At 37.1% G+C, this 18,520-nt stretch carries 16 protein-coding genes; 15 read left to right on the forward strand and 1 reads right to left on the reverse strand.

Annotated elements, in window-relative coordinates; all coding sequences use genetic code 11:
- The first annotated feature begins 204 nt into the window (after positions 1–204).
- Positions 205–1,323, forward strand: a complete 1,119-nt coding sequence (gene dnaN, locus EI546_RS05465) for a DNA polymerase III subunit beta (protein ID WP_128249597.1) — start codon at positions 205–207, stop codon at positions 1,321–1,323.
- 233 nt (positions 1,324–1,556) lie between these two features.
- Here the strand turns inward: dnaN and EI546_RS05470 are convergent, their stop codons facing one another.
- Positions 1,557–2,012, reverse strand: coding sequence for a DUF1573 domain-containing protein (locus EI546_RS05470; protein ID WP_128249598.1), 456 nt, complete (start codon positions 2,010–2,012; stop codon positions 1,557–1,559).
- A 183-nt stretch (positions 2,013–2,195) separates the two neighbouring features.
- Here EI546_RS05470 and EI546_RS05475 point away from each other — a divergent pair, with 183 nt between their 5' ends.
- The 14 genes from EI546_RS05475 (at position 2,196) to EI546_RS05540 (ending at position 18,469) form a co-directional block, all read left to right on the forward strand.
- A complete protein-coding gene (locus tag EI546_RS05475; protein ID WP_128249599.1) occupies positions 2,196–2,351 on the forward strand; it encodes a T9SS type A sorting domain-containing protein in 156 nt (51 codons plus the stop codon).
- 93 nt (positions 2,352–2,444) lie between these two features.
- On the forward strand, positions 2,445–3,869 hold the full coding sequence (mnmE, locus tag EI546_RS05480; RefSeq protein WP_128249600.1) for a tRNA uridine-5-carboxymethylaminomethyl(34) synthesis GTPase MnmE: 1,425 nt from the start codon (positions 2,445–2,447) through the stop codon (positions 3,867–3,869).
- Positions 3,870–4,111: 242 nt separating this feature from the next.
- Positions 4,112–4,462, forward strand: a complete 351-nt coding sequence (locus tag EI546_RS05485) for a helix-turn-helix domain-containing protein (protein ID WP_128249601.1) — start codon at positions 4,112–4,114, stop codon at positions 4,460–4,462.
- Entirely contained in the window at positions 4,462–5,556 is a 1,095-nt protein-coding gene (locus EI546_RS05490) for a site-specific integrase (protein WP_128249602.1), read from the forward strand. Before EI546_RS05485 ends, EI546_RS05490 begins: the two co-directional genes overlap by 1 nt.
- Positions 5,553–6,569 (forward strand): hypothetical protein, encoded by a 1,017-nt coding sequence (locus EI546_RS05495; protein WP_128249603.1) that lies wholly within the window; start codon positions 5,553–5,555, stop codon positions 6,567–6,569. Before EI546_RS05490 ends, EI546_RS05495 begins: the two co-directional genes overlap by 4 nt.
- Before the next feature lie 231 nt (positions 6,570–6,800).
- Entirely contained in the window at positions 6,801–7,100 is a 300-nt protein-coding gene (locus EI546_RS05500) for a helix-turn-helix domain-containing protein (RefSeq protein ID WP_073217714.1), read from the forward strand.
- Positions 7,097–7,393, forward strand: a complete 297-nt coding sequence (locus EI546_RS05505) for a helix-turn-helix domain-containing protein (protein ID WP_073217662.1) — start codon at positions 7,097–7,099, stop codon at positions 7,391–7,393. The genes EI546_RS05500 and EI546_RS05505 overlap by 4 nt, the downstream gene beginning before the upstream one ends.
- On the forward strand, positions 7,380–8,300 hold the full coding sequence (locus tag EI546_RS05510) for a BT4734/BF3469 family protein (RefSeq protein WP_128249604.1): 921 nt from the start codon (positions 7,380–7,382) through the stop codon (positions 8,298–8,300). Before EI546_RS05505 ends, EI546_RS05510 begins: the two co-directional genes overlap by 14 nt.
- A 91-nt stretch (positions 8,301–8,391) precedes the next feature.
- On the forward strand, positions 8,392–10,209 hold the full coding sequence (locus EI546_RS05515) for a DUF3987 domain-containing protein (protein WP_128249605.1): 1,818 nt from the start codon (positions 8,392–8,394) through the stop codon (positions 10,207–10,209).
- 119 nt (positions 10,210–10,328) lie between these two features.
- Positions 10,329–10,631 carry a helix-turn-helix domain-containing protein gene (locus EI546_RS05520; RefSeq protein ID WP_128249606.1) on the forward strand — a complete coding sequence of 101 codons (303 nt, stop codon included), beginning with the start codon at positions 10,329–10,331 and terminating at the stop codon, positions 10,629–10,631.
- Positions 10,632–10,637: 6 nt separating this feature from the next.
- Positions 10,638–12,716 (forward strand): HsdM family class I SAM-dependent methyltransferase, encoded by a 2,079-nt coding sequence (locus tag EI546_RS05525; RefSeq protein ID WP_128249607.1) that lies wholly within the window; start codon positions 10,638–10,640, stop codon positions 12,714–12,716.
- The gene (locus EI546_RS05530) at positions 12,713–13,972 is read left to right on the forward strand and encodes a restriction endonuclease subunit S (RefSeq protein WP_128249608.1); all 1,260 of its coding nucleotides are present in this window, start codon (positions 12,713–12,715) and stop codon (positions 13,970–13,972) included. Before EI546_RS05525 ends, EI546_RS05530 begins: the two co-directional genes overlap by 4 nt.
- 204 nt (positions 13,973–14,176) lie before the next feature.
- The gene (locus EI546_RS05535) at positions 14,177–15,133 is read left to right on the forward strand and encodes an Abi family protein (protein WP_128249609.1); all 957 of its coding nucleotides are present in this window, start codon (positions 14,177–14,179) and stop codon (positions 15,131–15,133) included.
- 3 nt (positions 15,134–15,136) lie between these two features.
- Positions 15,137–18,469: a DEAD/DEAH box helicase family protein gene (locus tag EI546_RS05540; RefSeq protein ID WP_128249610.1), complete on the forward strand. Its 3,333-nt coding sequence runs from the start codon at positions 15,137–15,139 to the stop codon at positions 18,467–18,469.
- Positions 18,470–18,520 lie beyond the last annotated feature (51 nt).

Genomic DNA, 18,520 nt, shown 5'->3' on the forward strand with positions numbered 1-18,520 from the left:
GTAAACTTTGTTGGGAGCGTTTAATTGATAATTTGGGTCGACAAGCTCACCAAACTTGTGGTTCGACAGGTTCACCAACCTTGTTTGTGGTGAAACCATTCAACATAAGGGTTTATAAAGAAATTAGAAAGAATTAAAAAGCTTATTTTTCAAAAACAGTTACTTAAAATTCCGTTTAGAATTATTTCATAAAAATTACAGCTAATGAAATTTATCGTATCGAGTTCTTATTTATTAAAACACCTTCAAGTTTTGGGAGGTATTCTGAACAGTAGCAATACATTGCCTATTTTGGATAACTTTCTTTTCAATCTAGAGGAAAACAGTCTTAGCGTTTCTGCTTCCGACCTTGAAACGACTATTACCTCAAAGCTGGAAGTTGAAAGTAAAGAAAGCGGGAAGGTTTGCGTACCTGCAAGACTATTGCTGGAAACTTTAAAAACATTTCCGGAACAACCTCTTACATTTGTTGTAGAAGACAATAATACCATTGAAATAAGTTCCAACCACGGTAAGTATGCCCTGGCTTATGCCAATGCTGAAGAATTCCCAAATGTTGTTGAGCTAAAAGATCCATCTTCCACTAAAATACAGGCTGATGTTTTGGCAACCGCAATCAATAAAACAATTTTTGCTTCGGGAAATGATGATTTAAGACCGGTAATGAGCGGTGTGTTCTTCCAATTTTCCACGGAAAATCTGATTTTCGTTGCTACGGACGCGCACAAATTGGTGAAATATACACGGGAAGATCTTAGTGCATCACAGACTGCCGAGTTCATTATGCCCAAGAAACCTTTAAATCTTCTTAAGAATATCCTCGCAGGAAACGAAGAGGATGTTACCATTGAGTATAATGAGAGCAACGCCAAATTCATTTTTGACAATACCGAAATGGTATGTCGTCTGATTGATGGAAAATATCCTAATTACGAAGCCGTTATCCCGAAAGAAAATCCGAATAAACTGATAATGGAGAGAAACCAACTCCTAAACTCAGTTCGCCGTGTATCCATTTTCTCCAGCAAAACTACGCACCAAATCCGCCTTAAAATCGCTGGTGCCGAATTGAACATTTCTGCAGAGGACATCGATTTTAGCAACAAGGCCGAAGAGCGTCTTACTTGTGATTACCAAGGTGATGATATCCAAATCGGTTTTAACAGCCGTTTTCTTACCGAAATGCTGAACAACCTTAACAGTGACGAAATTTCTTTAGAAATGAGCTTTCCAAATCGCGCCGGAATTCTCACTCCAGTAGATGGCCTGGATGAAGGAGAAACAGTGACTATGCTGGTAATGCCGGTGATGCTGAATAACTAAGGCTAGAGACAGGTACTTGATGCCCGGATCAGGTATCTAAATGCTGGATTCTGGATGCTGGATAGTCGGATGCTGGATGCTGGATGCGGGATGAAAATAAACATCAAAAATTGAAGTCTGCTGTAGTGGTGGACTTTTTTTATTCCATTAATATAATTCGTTTTTGGATATAAAAAAACCGACCCATATTAGGCACGGGACGGCTTTTTATATAATATAGAGTTGGATTATTTCTAGCTATGCGAATCCACTTTTGCAGGAGTTGCTGCGGGATCTGGCAAGACTTTTCCTTTAATTTTTAGAACCACAGTCCCCTCACTTGCGTTTGAAGTTACCGTAACTGTTTTGGCAAAAGGGCCAACTCTATTGGTAGCATATTTTACCCCGATTTCTCCAGTTTCTCCTGGCATTATGGCGTGATCGGGTTTGGTAGGCACGGTGCAGCCACAGCTTCCTTTTACATTTGTAATTACTATGGGAGCATTTCCAACGTTCTTGAATTTGAAAGATCGAACGCCATCCGCATTATGTGGAATGGTTCCGTAATCTATTTCGGAAGATTCAAATTGAAAAATCCCTTTATTTTCCTTTACTGCATCTTGTGCAAATAAAGAAGCGCAAAAAAGAAAACTGGCAATAAAAAATAGATTGCGGAAAAAATGGGTTCCTGATAAGGTTTTTGTCATCATATCATTAGAGTTTAAAATGAGATTAAGAAAATTATAGATTACAAATTTCGGATTAAATTTTAAAAAATGAATGTATTTTGGAATTTAATTCATTTTTTTATGAATTAGCAACTGTTTCCTCTATTTGTACAAGCAACACCTCTTTTCTCAACTGATGGATCCATTCAAATTTCAAATATAATTATGTCCGAGCCCTATAGTATTTATTCTATGTACGCTTCGAAAGTCGCGGACGGAATAATCAATCCTAATGAAAGTATAAACGTTGAAACCCTTGCTACAGGAATGTATATACTTAAAACCCAAAAAGGAGCTGTAATGAAATTCGTAAAGGAATAATTTGAAATATAATCTTACAGCTATAAAAATCCGCTCTTTGCGGATTTTTTTCATTTTAATGAATTCCCAAACTAAATCTTACCTTTGCTCTCAATGACACACACAGATACCATAGTAGCGATGGCGACTCCCTCTGGGGCCGGGGCGATTGCGGTAATTCGGCTTTCCGGGCCAGAGGCTATTACTATTGCTTCTTCCCTATTTAAATCTAATTCTGGAAAAGATCTTTCCCGGCAGAAGTCGCATACTGTTCACTTGGGACATATTAAGGATGGAGAAAAAATTATTGATGAAGTTCTCGCTACTATTTTTAAAAACCCTTATAGCTATACGGGGGAAAATGTGGTCGAGATTTCCTGTCATGGCAGTCATTATATCCAACAGGAAATAATGCAATTATGCCTCCGAAAGGGTTGCCGAATGGCGCAAGCGGGAGAGTTTACACTAAGAGCCTTTCTAAACGGAAAAATGGATCTGAGCCAAGCGGAAGCGGTTGCGGACCTTATTGCCAGCGATAGTGCTGCCAGTCACCAATTGGCGATGCAGCAAATGCGGGGTGGATTTTCTTCAGAAATTCAAAAACTGCGGGAAGAGCTTTTGAATTTCGCTTCTCTCATAGAATTGGAACTCGACTTCGCTGAAGAAGATGTGGAATTCGCCAATCGGGAGGAATTCCAAAAGCTTATTTCCAAAATAACCCACGTACTAAAACGACTTATCGATTCTTTCGCACTTGGCAATGTTTTAAAAAATGGCATTCCCGTTGCGATTGTGGGGGAACCAAACGTTGGAAAATCTACGTTGTTGAATGCACTCTTAAATGAGGAACGTGCCATAGTAAGTGATATAGCCGGAACTACGAGAGATACCATTGAGGATGAAATAAGCATAGGCGGAATCGGATTCCGATTTATTGACACTGCCGGAATCCGCGATACTGAAGACGTTATTGAAGGGTTGGGCATTCGCAAAACTTTTGAGAAAATTGAGCAAGCGCAAGTAGTTATATACCTTTTTGATGCGGAGAAGTTTCAGGTTTCTGCCCTTCGACAAGCTCAGGGCGACAACAATGAATTTATGGTGGAAATTGAAACTATAAAGAATAAATATCCTTTAAAAAATTTAATAATTGTAGCTAATAAGGTTGACAATCTGTCGGAAGAGAAGATAAAAATACTCGAGGTCACCCTGAGCTCTGTCGAAGGGTCCCACGTTCTTTTATCGGCTAAAAGTGGAAAAGGTTTAAAGGAATTGGAAACCCGGCTATTGGATTTTGTCAATACCGGCGCACTTCGAAACAACGACACTATTGTTACCAATAGTCGCCACTACGATGCACTTTTAAAAGCTTTGGAAGAGATCATAAGAGTCCAGGAAGGGATTAATGATAACCTTAGCGGCGATCTCCTGGCCATTGATATTCGCCAAGCACTTTATCATCTCGGTGAAATAACCGGCCAAGTATCGAATGATGAATTACTGGGAAATATATTCGCAAATTTTTGCATCGGGAAGTAATTACATATCACTTGATATGCTAACCCCTTCTTTTTCTTGACTTTAAGAAGTTTTATCTTCCTTTTCTTGTTGCTAATTTGCCTATTATTGCTTATCTTTCGTTACTAATTTGTTGCTGACAGCAACAAATCTGTTGTTAGCAACAGATTTATTAGTGCGTGGCGAAATAATGTTACATACAAATACACTCTGATATTTTCAGATATATCCAGTGACAGATAAAGGCCCGAAAAGATTAAACAATGAGCAGCAACATCGAAATACTCAAAATTTGTCAAGATTGCGGAAATTCCTTTACCGCGCGAACTACGGTAACCAAATTCTGTAGTCACAAGTGCGCTTCCAGAAATTACAAGAAACGCAAGCGTGATGAAAAAATTCAGCAAGTGGCCCCGGTTAGTGTTCAACGAATGGAATACAATCAAGAGCAACTAAAGCATAAGGACTTCTTAAGTATCGATGAAACCTGCAAATTGTTAGGTACAAGCCGAATGACGATATACCGACAGATTAAGAGCGGGAATATTAAAGCAGGGAAGATTGGTAGACGTACCATTATTAAGAGAACGGAAATCGATAAACTTTTTCAATAATGAAGGTAACACTAAGAAAACGCAATCAAGGTGGTATGACCAGTCTATATCTGGATTATTACCACAAAGGAAAACGCAAAACCGAATACCTTAAACTCTATCTCGATCCTACGGCTAAAACCAAAGAACAGAAAGAAGTCAACAAAAAAACCCTTCAATTAGCTGAAACTATCCGAGCGCAAAGACAAATTGAAATCCAAAATGGTGTCTATGGTTTTCGCGATAATGAAAAACTAAAAGGCAGTTTCACCAACTATATTGAGCTTCTTACTGAAAAACGATTGGATAGTAAGGGAAATTATGGGAATTGGGATAGTATGCTAAAGCATCTAAAAACCTTTATTCCTATGGACGTTTCTTTTGCAGAAGTCAATAGGAAGTTTGTCCAGGACTTCAAACACTTTCTTGATAAGGAGTTAAAAACAAAAAGTAATCAACCATTATCTCAAAACTCCAAATATTCCTATTTCAATAAATTCAGAGCTGCATTAAAGCAAGCGGTTAAAGATGGTATTATTCCCACTAACCCGGCAGAAGGTGTTGATGGCTTTAAACAAGGAGAACCTCAACGAGAATTTTTAACGCTCCAAGAGCTTCAAGCTGTTGTTAAAGAAGAATGTGAAATCCCCCAAATGAAGACGGCATTCATATTTTCTTGTCTTACTGGATTGCGGTGGTCAGATATAAATAAGCTTCTATGGTCCGAAGTTCAGCACTCTAATGAAATGGGTTATTACATTCGCTTTCGACAAAAGAAAACCCAAGGGGTAGAAACCCTCCCTATCTCAGAGCAAGCCTTCGGCTTACTTGGTGAGCGTCAAGATAAGGACGAAAGAGTTTTCAAAGGATTAAAATATTCCGCTTGGCATAATCTAAAATTACAGCAATGGGTAATGAAAGCCGGTATATCTAAAACTATTACTTTTCATTGCGCCAGACATACGTATGCAACTTTACAGCTAACCGCAGGCACTGATATTTATACGGTTTCAAAACTTCTTGGTCACAGAGAGTTAAAAACCACCCAGATATATGCTAAAGTTATTGACGAAAAGAAGAAGGAAGCAGCAAACAAAATACAACTTGACTTATGAGTGTTCGTATAAAAGTATTAGATGAGATTTTAAACCACGGTTTACGTCCTTGGCTGGATCATAACAGCTTAGATGAAATATTCTATTCCAAATTCCATAGCTTAAAAGAATACAGGTCAAGACATCCTCTGCAATTTGAAATTAAATTTGAACGGCCATTTGACTATAAGACCAAGTATTACAATCTCTTAATCCGCAATGCCATCAAATCCCATTTTGATACCATTTATGAGGCTATGGATGAAGATAGAAACGAGAACCTCATTCATTATTACCTAAACGATATTTTAAACAAGCGTTTAAAAACTCATTTAAAAGACCTTGGAAAACTTTTGAAAGAAAAGGATTTTACACTTTCCTATATCGACCCAAAAAATACATCCTATCAATTAGATCAGGAACATAAAGCCAATACTTTTATAATGCAATTGCTCAAAATTGCACTTATGCAGCTATATCTGGAAGTACAGGAAACCTTTAAAGAATGGGTGAACGATGAGTTTATTGTAGAGGACTTTTATACGCAGCTTCTTAATGAACCTATTCCCGATAAGCTTCCCATCAAGAAAAATGAGATTATAGAAGTTGAGCCGGAACCATCTCTAAGGCCTAAGGCGAATTTAAAAGAAAAGCCTATTCAATTCTATTCTTTCTTTTACAAGCAGTACAACACCAACCCCGATAAGCTACAAGATCTATGGGTTAGCCTAAAGCATAATAACTTTATTCATCCAGACACACATCTTTCATCATTTAAAAAGATTTTTTCAGGGACAGAAATTAATACTCCTATTACTTGGACTGGTTTGCCAAGTGATTTGTACTATTTTATAAAACGTATTCATACTGATTTAAAGTTAGTAGAATACTTAAAACTAAAAATATGGGAAGTCACAGTAATCTGTTTCGTAGATGAAAACGGCCAACCGTTTCAACGAAATCAGTTCAGGTCATTAAAAAGACCAAATCTCACTGGTGACAAAATCGATAACATTGTAAACCTATTAAAATAGGTTACTCTGCACTTTACACTTCTTATTCTTTTTCTATTTTTCTTTAGCCCTTGTTTTATCTTAACAAGGGTTCTTTCCTTTGTTCTACCACTCTGCACTCTGCACTCTACACTGCACCTACTTCCTTCACCCCATAACAGCCCAATAGTCACCCTACTTTAGCCCTGTATTCGGAAATCGAATATGACTTTTGGCCAAAAGTCTTTTACTAATTCTTTAATCCAAAATAAAATGGAAGAGATATTAAAAAGGCTTGAAATTATAGAAAAGCACGTATTAGATCAGAACATCATTCTGAAAAATGTACTCAACTTCAATGAAGCTTGTAAGTACTTAGAACTATCACAATCCCACTTGTATAAACTTACAAGTGCCGGCACTATTCCACATTACAAACCTAATGGTAAGAAGCTGTATTTCAATCGTGCCGAATTAGAGGAGTGGCTATTGCGTAACCGCAATACCACCCAAGAGGAAATCGACAAGGAAGCAGCTAACTATCTAATCAAGAAAGGGAGGGTAAAGCTATGATAGAAATAATTGATTTGCTCCAGGCACTCTCCCAAGAGCTAAAGGACATTAAAGACCGTATCGATATCATCAGGGCAACGAGAGCAGAACGCCTAAAAGATACGTGGATTGACAACCAAGACGTAATGCAAACGCTCCACATAAGTCAGCGCACCTTGCAGACGCTTCGTTCAAATGGAACCATACCATACAGTAAAATTCGCGGAAAATTTTATTACAAGGTATCGGACATAGAAAAGCTGTTACAGGCAAATTATTATAACCCAAATTTCAAATGCGATGGAAATAAGTAAAGAAGCAATTCTAAACAAAACGCATTATGGGTTAAAAGTTTATGCCTACATCCTACGGCAGTATTATCCTAAATCAGTCCTTTCCCTAAAGGGAAGGGACTGCGGGATAACCCGTAACCCATTTAATGGCGGTAAGGATACATTACAAATAAATATTGTTGATAATGTTGCCCGGCACTATGACACTGAACTAACCGATTTTAAAGGAGATATTTTTGAGTTTGCATCCTATCATTTTAAAACCTTGAATGATGAGGATTTATTACTAAAATTAAATGAAGAGTTACATCTTCGTATTGGTCAAAAAAACAGCTTTTACAACCAGGAAGAACTCCAACCTACGGTTGAGTTTCCTGAAACCTTAACACAGGCTTCGCCCGTGTTCAGCTATTTTCAAAAACCTGTAACCAATATAATCCCAAATCGGCAAGCCTCTTTGGTTGAGGTGTTCCACCTCATTAGAGGAACTGATTTTGCAACGTGTACAAGTACTCTACGCAAAATTCAAGACGTTAAAAAAGCTCGGAAATACAAAGCCTCTAATTTCGATTATGTTACTTTTTCTGGTGAATTTTCTAAAAGGAATGATAAGAACCTTAGAAAACATTCAGGGCTCCTAACTATTGACTTTGACCATATTCCTGATATTTCCAATTTAAAAGAAAGTTTACTCCAGGATCAATATTTCGAAACTGAACTTCTTTTTACATCCCCTTCCGGGGATGGTTTAAAATGGATAATTCCTATTGAATTAATCAAAGTCAAACATCAAGAATATTTCAAGGCGGTTGCCAATTACATCCAGCAAACTTATAGCCTGGAAGTAGATGGCTCAGGCAAAGACATTTCAAGAGCGTGTTTTTTACCGCACGACCCCAATGCATTTATTAATCCAAAATACCTTTAGATAATGGAGAAACCCAAAACACACACTTATATATCCTTTTACATATATGTGTTTTGGGTTCACGAATACCTTAACTCAAAATTAAAAAAATATGAGTAAAATGACGTTTAATCCGTTGGAGTGGATGGAAAACCCAACCCAACAGCAGCAACATACAGAACAGAATTATCAACAACTTACAGACAACAATTCAGAAGTAGAAAATGTAATTCAAAACATAGAAGCCAATCAAATTGATATAGCACCCAATTACAATGATTGGATAAACATAGGCTTCGCCTTTGCAGATGAATTTGGAGAGTCTGGAAGAAGTTTATTCCAAAGAGTAAGTCAATTTTACACCGGCTACAATTCAAAAGAATGCGATAAGCAATTTGACAATTGCTTAAAATCAAAAGGCCAAGGAGTATCTCTTAAAACCTTTTTCTTTCTTGCCAAGCAAGCCGGAGTTTCTATTGCAACACAATCCAATGTCCAGTATAATACTAACAATAGCAATTACAAATCATCAAAAGCTCCCCCTGTTCAAGAACACCAGGAAGAAGATCCGATAAAGGAAGTTATGCCTACCTTTCCAAAATCCTTATATTCTGAACTTCCTGAATTCTTGCAGCAAGTGGTCGCAATAGCGACCTTCAATGAAGAGAGAGATATTTTGCTTTTAGGCTCCTTAGGTGCAATTAGTGCGTGTTTCCCGAAGCTGAACGGCATATATGATGGCAAAAAAGTATATCCCAATCTCTTTCTTTTTATAACCGCTCAAGCATCGGCCGGCAAAGGTCGGTTGGTACATTGTAGGCAATTGGTAAACCCTATCCATAAAGAGCTGCGTGAAGAAGCCAAATTGCACAAACAACATTTTGAGCTGGAAATGGCTGAATACAATGCGAACAAAGGTAAAGTTGAAGGAATAGAGAAGCCAGCTCGACCACCCGAGAAAATGCTCTTTATTCCCGCCAACAATAGTTCTACAGGAGCATATCAATTATTGGGCGATAGTGATGGAAAGGGATTGATTTTTGAAACCGAAGGTGATACATTGGCACACGCCTTTAAAAGCGATTACGGTAATTATAGTGATGGTTTCAGAAAAGCCTTTCATCACGAGACCATTTCCTATTATCGTAGAACCGACCGTGAATTTGTGGATATTGAAAGTCCTTGTTTGTCAACAGTACTTTCGGGAACACCAAAGCAAGTTTCAGCTCTCATTCCAAATGCTGAAAACGGCTTATTCAGCCGTTTTATATTCTACTTTATGAATATCAAACCAGAATGGAAAAATGTATTTGCAAGCACAACAGATAACGGTCTTGATGATTATTTTGAGAATTTAGGAAATCAGTTCTACGAACTGTATAAATTACTCAAAACTAATGGAGAATTTCAATTTCACTTAACCGCAGACCAACAAGAACAATTCAATACGTTTTTTAGTGAGATACAAGCCAAATACCTCAACCTTCAAGGGTTGGACTATATGGCTACCATCCGAAGATTAGGTTTGATTGCCTTTCGTTTCTGTATGCTCTTTACAGCTTTGAGAATTTTAGAAACTGGAGACACCACAAATAAGCTCATTTGTGAGGAAAGAGATTTTCAAGCTTCTTTAGTGATGATAAAGGTATTGATAAAACATTCAAGCAAAGTGTTCGGTGAACTCCCACAGGAAGAGACCAAACCATCGCGAATGAACCGTAAAGAAAAATTCCTCCACGGATTACCCAATCAATTCAATCGTCAGAAATACTTAGAAGTTGCCAAAAAGCTCAATATTCCTGCAAAAACAGCAGAGGGCTATATTACGAGCTTTATAAAATCAAACCTCATTCATCGCGAACAGCAGGATACCTATATAAATCTCTTCAGTGAGGAAAATAAGGATATTGAGGAACCTAAGGATAATTAGTCCTTGGTTTCCTCCATTTCCTTAAATTCCTGAATGTTAATAATTATGTAACCCTTTTCCTTTTCTTATTCTTTTATATCCTATATTTGGCATAAACTGTCAAGTACAAAAATGCCACAATGAAGACTTTTGCAAACAAAATCAAGGACTTACGTATCCAAAAGGAACTTTTGCTTCGGCAAGTTGCAGCAGCTATTGAGGTAGATACTTCTATGGTAAGCAAGTTTGAAAACGGTGAGCGTTTCCCAACAAGAGAACAAATCGAAAAGCTCGCCACTTTTTTCAAAGTGTCAGAAGAAGATTTTCTCGTGGACGCCTTTAGCGACAAACTCGTTTACGATTTTAGCGAAGAACCCCTGGCATTAGACATACTTAAGCAGACCGTAAAAAAAATAAAATCTAAAAATAAAAAATTACAGTAAACAACTATGAATATATTAAAACACGAATCGGACATATGGAAAACTGCCGATCTATTGATTGGAGCAGGCATAAAACAATCCGACTTCCCAAAGTTTATGATGCCATTTTTTGCCCTTGTAATGGTTGAAAGTAGGCTCATTCGCGAAGCCCACCGCTTGGAAAAAGAGGTGGGAAAAGAAAATATGGATGACTTTATAGAAATGTTCCGTTTGGAGGAGTTGGGCTATAATGAATTTGTTATCCGAAATGGGAAAACATTAAAAACCATCTGTAAGAACGATAAAACCTTTGACATTGATTTTCAAGCTTATTTAGAGGCTTTTGATGGAGAGACCAGAGGTTTATTAGGTGTCAATAAAGGTTCAGGCGAAGAAAAATTCCTCGATATCTCCGGAGTTGCCGGATTGTTGAAAAAGAAAGACATTCTTTTTGATACCGTTAAAGCTTGGAGTGAAATCGATTTGACTCCCTTCAACAACTCCGAAATAACCACTCTGGAAGAGCATATTAAAAGAAAGTGGGCAGATATTTCAGCCGAAACTGCGGGAGAACAGTATACCCCGGAAGATATTATTGATTTGATTACCGAAATCATCACCAGTAAAATTGAGGATAACAATAAATTCCTTACCATATATGACCCCACCTGTGGTGGGGCCAACCTACTTTTTGGCGTGGAAGACAAAATTCAAAAAAAATTCAATCGGCCTACTAAAACCCACGGTGATGAATGGAATGACGCTTTATATGCTTTAGCCAAAATAGAAAGCCGGTTTAGAAATGATAGCGAAATACACCATTGCAATACCTTGACGGCCATCAAACACATTGAAAAAAGATTTGACGTAGTCGTGGCCAATCCGCCCTATGGCGTGGACTGGAAAGGCTATCAGAAAGACATCAAAAACGATACAACCGAAAGATTCGTTGCCCTTCCCTCCATTTCAGACGGGCAATTCCTGCTTACCCAACACATCTTGCACCATTTAGCTGATGATGGCTTGTCTGTTGTAGTTCATAATGGTTCCACGCTCTTTAGTGGTGATGCCGGAAGTGGTGAGAGCCATATTCGAAAACACTTCTTTGACCAAGATTGGGTTGAAGCCATTGTACAAATGCCAACTGACGAATTTTTCAATACAGGCATTTATACCTATTTGTGGATTTTCAATAAAAATAAGCCAGCCGACAGAAAAGATAAAGTAATCCTCATAGACGGTAGCAACCATTGGGAGCAACTCAAAAAAAGTAAGGGAAAAAAGCGCCGACAAATGAATGAAACCCACAGGGCGCAAATTGTGAATGCGTTTACGGACTTTAAGGACAATGACTTCGCCAAAGTATTTGATAAATGGCATTTCTACTATAACAAACAGGCAATAATGCTCACCAATGTAGATGACCAAGGCAACGCAATCAAAATGCCAACGAAAACAAATCGTTCCGGCGAAACTGTAGAAGCAAAAAGCATAAAGATAGATTTCTCTACTGTAGCTAACCTAAATACTTTTGAGAAAGAAAAAATGAAGGCTATCAACAAAGCTGAAATTACCGATTTTAATAAGGAGAATTATAAAAACCTAAAGGAGTATTATGATGCCGAATACAAAGATTTTGTAGCCGGTTTTGATTATAAGGAAGAAGCATTTGTGGTAATCGACAAAAAAGGAAACAGCTATACCTATGATACTGATAAATCTACCATCATTAAAACCGATAAGAACCAAAAGACATCACAGTTGGGCAATGGCAAAATAAACATCAAAGCAGCGTATAAAAAAGCAACCAAAACCAAGGAAGCGGCTATTAGCATTACCGTGGAGCTCACCAAAGATTTAGAAAAAGATTACGAGATTATACCTTACAGTCCCGATAAAGACAATAACCAACAGACCATAGAAACTTTTATGGACCAATACGTTACCAGGCCTTTTGAGTATTTGGACAATGTCGTGGGGGTAGAATTGAATTTCAACAAGGAATTTTACAAACCAGAGGAGTTAAGGGATATAATCGAAATACAAGCTGATTTGGAACAATTAGAAAACGATTTGGAGCTGTTGGAAAAAGAACTGGCACTATGAAAAGATACCACACATACAAAGACAGCGGCATTGAATGGTTGGGCGAAATTCCTAAGCATTGGGAGGTAAGTCGAATTAAAGATATTTTCGACCAAATATCCTCTAATGGTTCCGAGCTTGAAGAGAATACATATGTTCCATTGGAAAACATAGAGTCATTTACAGGAAAATTATTAAAGAAAGTTTCAAATGACAATAACGAATCTACTAATCTTTTTAAAAGTGGAGATATACTTTTAAATAAATTAAGACCGTATTTAGGCAAAATATTATTGCCCGATTTTGATGGGGGTGTAAGCGGGGAAGTTGTTGTTTTAAGAAGTAATATACTCTTCAAAAATGACGTTGAGCCGAAATATTTTTTCTATAGATTCCTTTCCACAAAATTTATCTTTAAAATAAACTCTTTGTCAGATGGCGTAAAGATGCCAAGGACTAACCCAACTAAAATTCTGGGATTAGAAATGACAGTTCCCCCTTTCCCCGAACAAACCGCCATAGTCCAATATTTGGACACCAAAACCCAAGCCATAGACCAAAAAGTACGGCTATTGGAGAAGAAAATTGGCTGCTACAAAGAACTGCGCCAAAGCATAATCAATGATGCAGTAACCAAAGGCCTGGATAACAATGTGGCGCTGAAAGAGAGCGGTATCGATTGGATTGGTCAAATACCAGAGCATTGGGAGGTGGTAAGAGTAAAAGAATTATTTAAAATAAGCCGGGGCAGAGTAATTCCCAAAACTGAACTATTAGATGATGGTCAATTTCCTGTTTACAGTTCTCAAACTGAAAATGAAGGTATTCTTGGATATATCAACACTTTCGATTTTGAGACAGACTTAATTACCTGGACTACTGATGGTGTTAATGCAGGTACTGTTTTCAGGCGCAAAGGTAAATTCAGCTGTACAAACATTTGTGGTACCCTTATTCCTAAAAACAGTAAAAAAACCTCTTTAGATTATTTCGGATATGCTATTGCGGAAAGTACAAAGCACAACAAGCGTATCGACACAAATGGAGCAAAAATTATGAGTAATGAAATGGCCGTAATTCACATTATTGAACCACCTCACGAAGAACAAATCGCCATTGCCCAATATTTAGACCAAAAAACCCAGACCATTGACCTAATAACTGCCAACATCCAGAAGCAGATAACGGCTTTAAAAGAACTACGAAAAACCCTCATAAACGAAGTGGTTACCGGTAAAAAGCGTGTATATGAACCTATTGAAAACACTGCGGTATGAGATTTAAAAACATAAGAACTATTAAGTATTTGCTTAATTTCAACGATTGTTGTATATTTGCACCAACAGTACCTGTATTGCTACCCATAAGAACAGCTTGCAGGTCTTCTTTTCAGGAAAATTATTTAATTCAAGATAATACACCCTCCAGGCTTACTTCGGTAGCACACTTGGAGGGTTTTTTCTGTTTAAATATTTGGTAGTATGAGTAAACGCACCTATCAAAAACCACCAAAGACTTTTCAAGACCAATTAACACAACTTAAAGAGCGAAACCTGATTATTGATGATGATGAAAAGGCTTTGGCGTATTTGGCTAATATTAGCTATTACCGTTTAAGTGCCTATTTCTTACCATACCAACAAATAAAAGATAGGTTTAATGGCGGCACAACTTTTAAACAGATAATAGACACCTATTCTTTTGATAGAGAATTAAGGCTATTGGTTTTTGACGCTATCGCACGCATTGAAGTGGCTATCCGAACACAGTTTGTTTATTGTATGTCAACCTTCCATAATGATAGCCATTGGCAGGATAAAAAACATTTTTTCATAAAGCCTTATTATAATAAAATTGGAAATTTGATCGACCCCTATTCAGATTTTCAATCCATTATTTCAAGAGCAAAAACAGTAAGAAGTCCTGAGGTTTTTATAAAACACTATATAGAGCATTACGATAAACCCTCTAATCCCCCATCTTGGGTGTGCTTTGAATTGCTAACCATTGGTGAAATGTCCCACATATATAGAGGTCTGAAAAGTAAGGATGATAAAAGAAGAATAGCGGCAAATTTCAACTTACATTTTAATGTATTTACCTCTTGGTTACATTCGCTTACTTATGTCAGGAATATTTGTGCTCATCATTCACGATTTTGGAACAAAGATTTGGCAGTAGAACCTGCAAGGCTTTTAAAGCCTATAGGCCCCTGGGTAAGTGAGGAGTTTAATAATAATAATAAAAGAGCTTTCTATTTTTTATGCGTACTGAAATATTTCTTAAATCAAGTCAATCCAAATAACCACCTAAAGGAGAAGTTGGTACAACTGTTTGAGAAATACCCTGGGATCGAAATAAAATATTTAGGAATTCCCTCAGAAAACCAGGCTGATCTTTTGGATTGGCAAAATGAACCTCTTTGGAAAAACAATTAAAAAATGACAGAATTAGACTTACAAGATAAATACCTCATCAACTTTCTCTGCAAAAGAACAGATGGTTTACAATACAATGAAGCCAAGGCCAATACGGTATCGGCCAATTTCTTTGTAATAGAAGACTTGAAAAATTTTCTTTCACAGACAGATTTAAACAAGACCAACTATAAAAAACTTCTGCGCAAATTCCCTTCCGAAAAGGATTTGCTACAGGCATTTACAGAGTTTTTGGAGGAGCGCATCGGTTCTTCTATGAATATGGCCATATTTATCAATAGCAACCAAACCGTCAATTTTGAGGGAATAAAACTGCATTTGTTTTATCCCAGTGACTCAGTAACCCTCGGTGACAAACTGTTTCATCAGAATATATTTTCCGTAGTCCAAGAACTGCCATATACCTTTAAGCATAAGGACAAACAGTTATTTTCATTTAGACCAGACCTCACCTTTTTTATCAACGGTATTTATTTGGGTTATGGCGAATTAAAGAGCAACTACAACAATCAAAACGCACGAAATAATGGGCGTAAGAAAATAGCCAAAGACTATCTTTCCGCAGCACAGGAATATCTGCAAATAGCGAAGAACAATGACCTCAACCAATCTATAAGGAAGTCTTTTTTAAAGATATTTGAAAAAGCCATACACATCACGGCAACAGATATCAATGAAACATTTATCATTAGGAACATTGCCAACCAATTTGAAGAGATAAAGAATACTGTAAATGCAGGTAGCTATGATTTTGAAACCTATACCAAAAAAGTATTGAGCGATTTTAAAGTCTATCCAGTAAAGGGAGAGCACAATAAGAGCACTGGCCGTTTTGAGGAAGTATTTAAGGCTCTCTACGATAAAAGGATGATAGAAAAGGAGATATTGTACTACAATTTTATTGAGCGTGAATTAATCAAAAAGGAAAGAAGCCGCACCAAAGAATACAAGCATAATGATGGCCGATTGATTGCACCAAGACCCAAGCAGAAATTTGGTGCAGACAAGATTATAAGTAAAATTGATGAATTTTTAGAACACGAAAACGAACCTAATTACTTTTTAAACAAATTAGAAAATGAGTTAAGAGCTCGTGGACTGGGGGAAGAACAGATTAAAGAACTGGTACAGAAAAGAAGTAAATACCAGAATAACAAGACGGTATATTCTCTTTTATTGCAATATGCAGCAGGTTTTGGCAAGAGTAACATCATTGGCTGGACAGCATTACAGCTTAAGGACTTAAGAAAAAATGACGCTTATGTCTATGATAAAATAATGCTGGTGGTAGACAGGTTGCAGCTCCGCGACCAAATAGACAGTAAGATGCACAATATGAACCTTCAAAAAGGAATGTTTATAGAAGCTTCAGACAAAAAAAGCTTTATTAAAGCACTGACGAGTGACCGGCGTATCGTTATCGTAAACGTGCAAAAGTTTGCCACCATCCACGATATCTTAGATAAAGAAATCGTCGAAAAACTTTCCAAACTGAGAATAGCATTTTTGATAGACGAAATACATAGGAGCCAGAGCGGCATACAGCATTCCGAAATGGTGAGCATCTTTGATGAACTTCAGTCAAGTTTCGACAATAATAATGCTTACAAGAATCAAGCAACCAAAAAAAATCTAATAGTAGGGTTCACCGCCACTCCAAGCGATCACACCTTAGCAAGGTTCGGTGAGTTTAATAAATATGCGGAAGCCGAAAAAATCTGGGTCCCTTTCGACAGCTACACAATGAAAGAAGCCATAATGGATGGCTATATCCTCAACCCAATCAAAGGCATTGTGCCGGTGTCTGCCAAAATGTATTTTGAAATCCCGGATAATGTTTTAAAAGGTTTTGAAGATGATTACGGTTATGAAGCCATACCAGATAATACCGACACAGGCATAGATGACGATGGTAAAAAATATGCTATAAGAAAAAAGCGAATTTATGGCAATACCGACCGAATCAAAGCTATATCCAAATTTATTGCCCAACGTTTGGTCACAGCAGTCTATCCAAACATTCGAGGAACAGCCAAGGCTATGTTGGCAACTTCATCTATTCCAGCGGCAATAAAATATAAAGGCTTCATAGAAAAACAGTTTGAAAGCTTGGTCAAAGAGAAGAAGTACGAACGGTTTAAGGATGCTCCCATATACATCGTTTATTCAAACAGTCAAGAATATCCAAGCAGTAGCACCCTCAATGATGGATTAGGCGAAACCTCGGTACTACAAAATTTTAAGTTATCCAAAAACGGCTTAATCATAGTAGTAGACAAATTACAAACCGGCTTTGACGAACCTAAATTACATACGTTATTTTTAGATAAAGAAATAAGAGGAATTAATGCCATACAAACCATTTCGAGAGTCAACCGGACCACTAAACATAAAAATGATTGTAAAATAGTGGACTTCTCATATAAAAATGTGAATGTAAAAAATATCCGCAAAGCATTTGAACACTATAGCAATGTCGTCGTTTCAGATTTTGACCCATTGGGCGATGAAGCTAAACTGGGTGTTTTTTACGATGAATTAAAAGACCATTCCCTCTACGGCTCCCACTTCAAAAACTTCAAAGAATTTCAAAATGGTAACGGTGATACTTCTGTCATTCTTGATATGGTAGATGCCTTTGAAATTTATATTAAGGCAAATCCAAAAGAAGCAAAACACCTCAAAAAAACAATTGGTTCATACTTTAAAACGCTGAACCTTATAGAATTTGTAATTGAGTTAAATGCAAAGTTCAGTGATTCCATATTTCTTGAATTTTGGAGAAAATACAATACTATCTACAACCACATCAATAGACCAGATGACATTATAGATGACGTGGAAATATACTTTGATAACAGAATTGGGATAGTCACCCCAGGAGAAGAAGAAAAAGAAAAACCCAACAAACCAAAGAATCCTGATCCAACCGATCCCGATCAACCCAACAAATACAAATACAACATCCTAAAGGTTATTGAAAAAAGAAACCAGGAAGAAGAAGCCATTGCAGAACTTATAAAAGACTTTGAAGATAAAATTGAAGCATTTTTTGAGTATATCAAAGGAGATAAAATGGGCAAAAGACTGGTGGCAAAGATAGCAGATGATGGCTCAGCATTTACCCAAGAAGAAATCTATTCCGACTTCGAGAGATTATACCGAAAGTATATAATCATAAATCAAAATCTTGGCGATTTCTTCAAAAGTGAAACCAGAGATATACTCAACCAATTATGTGATGATTTTGAAAACACCTTAGGGAAAAAATACCCATTTGGTGAAGAAGGCCCCGCCACATTGTTAAGTGCGGCCGAACCTGACAAATCTAAATAAAAGAAATACTAACAGTTAATCCCCTATTTATGAACCCGTAATAAAACCCGT

Source organism: Aequorivita sp. H23M31 (assembly GCF_004022485.1).
GTDB lineage: Bacteria > Bacteroidota > Bacteroidia > Flavobacteriales > Flavobacteriaceae > Aequorivita > Aequorivita ciconiae.

What these genes read in the sequence shown, in the direction of transcription:
- dnaN (WP_128249597.1), top strand. Translation starts at nt 205, where the DNA reads ATGAAATTTATCGTATCGAGTTCTTATTTATTAAAACACCTTCAAGTT.
- EI546_RS05470 (WP_128249598.1), bottom strand. Translation starts at nt 2,012, where the DNA reads ATGATGACAAAAACCTTATCAGGAACCCATTTTTTCCGCAATCTATTT.
- EI546_RS05475 (WP_128249599.1), top strand. Translation starts at nt 2,196, where the DNA reads ATGTCCGAGCCCTATAGTATTTATTCTATGTACGCTTCGAAAGTCGCG.
- mnmE (WP_128249600.1), top strand. Translation starts at nt 2,445, where the DNA reads ATGACACACACAGATACCATAGTAGCGATGGCGACTCCCTCTGGGGCC.
- EI546_RS05485 (WP_128249601.1), top strand. Translation starts at nt 4,112, where the DNA reads ATGAGCAGCAACATCGAAATACTCAAAATTTGTCAAGATTGCGGAAAT.
- EI546_RS05490 (WP_128249602.1), top strand. Translation starts at nt 4,462, where the DNA reads ATGAAGGTAACACTAAGAAAACGCAATCAAGGTGGTATGACCAGTCTA.
- EI546_RS05495 (WP_128249603.1), top strand. Translation starts at nt 5,553, where the DNA reads ATGAGTGTTCGTATAAAAGTATTAGATGAGATTTTAAACCACGGTTTA.
- EI546_RS05500 (WP_073217714.1), top strand. Translation starts at nt 6,801, where the DNA reads ATGGAAGAGATATTAAAAAGGCTTGAAATTATAGAAAAGCACGTATTA.
- EI546_RS05505 (WP_073217662.1), top strand. Translation starts at nt 7,097, where the DNA reads ATGATAGAAATAATTGATTTGCTCCAGGCACTCTCCCAAGAGCTAAAG.
- EI546_RS05510 (WP_128249604.1), top strand. Translation starts at nt 7,380, where the DNA reads ATGGAAATAAGTAAAGAAGCAATTCTAAACAAAACGCATTATGGGTTA.
- EI546_RS05515 (WP_128249605.1), top strand. Translation starts at nt 8,392, where the DNA reads ATGAGTAAAATGACGTTTAATCCGTTGGAGTGGATGGAAAACCCAACC.
- EI546_RS05520 (WP_128249606.1), top strand. Translation starts at nt 10,329, where the DNA reads ATGAAGACTTTTGCAAACAAAATCAAGGACTTACGTATCCAAAAGGAA.
- EI546_RS05525 (WP_128249607.1), top strand. Translation starts at nt 10,638, where the DNA reads ATGAATATATTAAAACACGAATCGGACATATGGAAAACTGCCGATCTA.
- EI546_RS05530 (WP_128249608.1), top strand. Translation starts at nt 12,713, where the DNA reads ATGAAAAGATACCACACATACAAAGACAGCGGCATTGAATGGTTGGGC.
- EI546_RS05535 (WP_128249609.1), top strand. Translation starts at nt 14,177, where the DNA reads ATGAGTAAACGCACCTATCAAAAACCACCAAAGACTTTTCAAGACCAA.
- EI546_RS05540 (WP_128249610.1), top strand. Translation starts at nt 15,137, where the DNA reads ATGACAGAATTAGACTTACAAGATAAATACCTCATCAACTTTCTCTGC.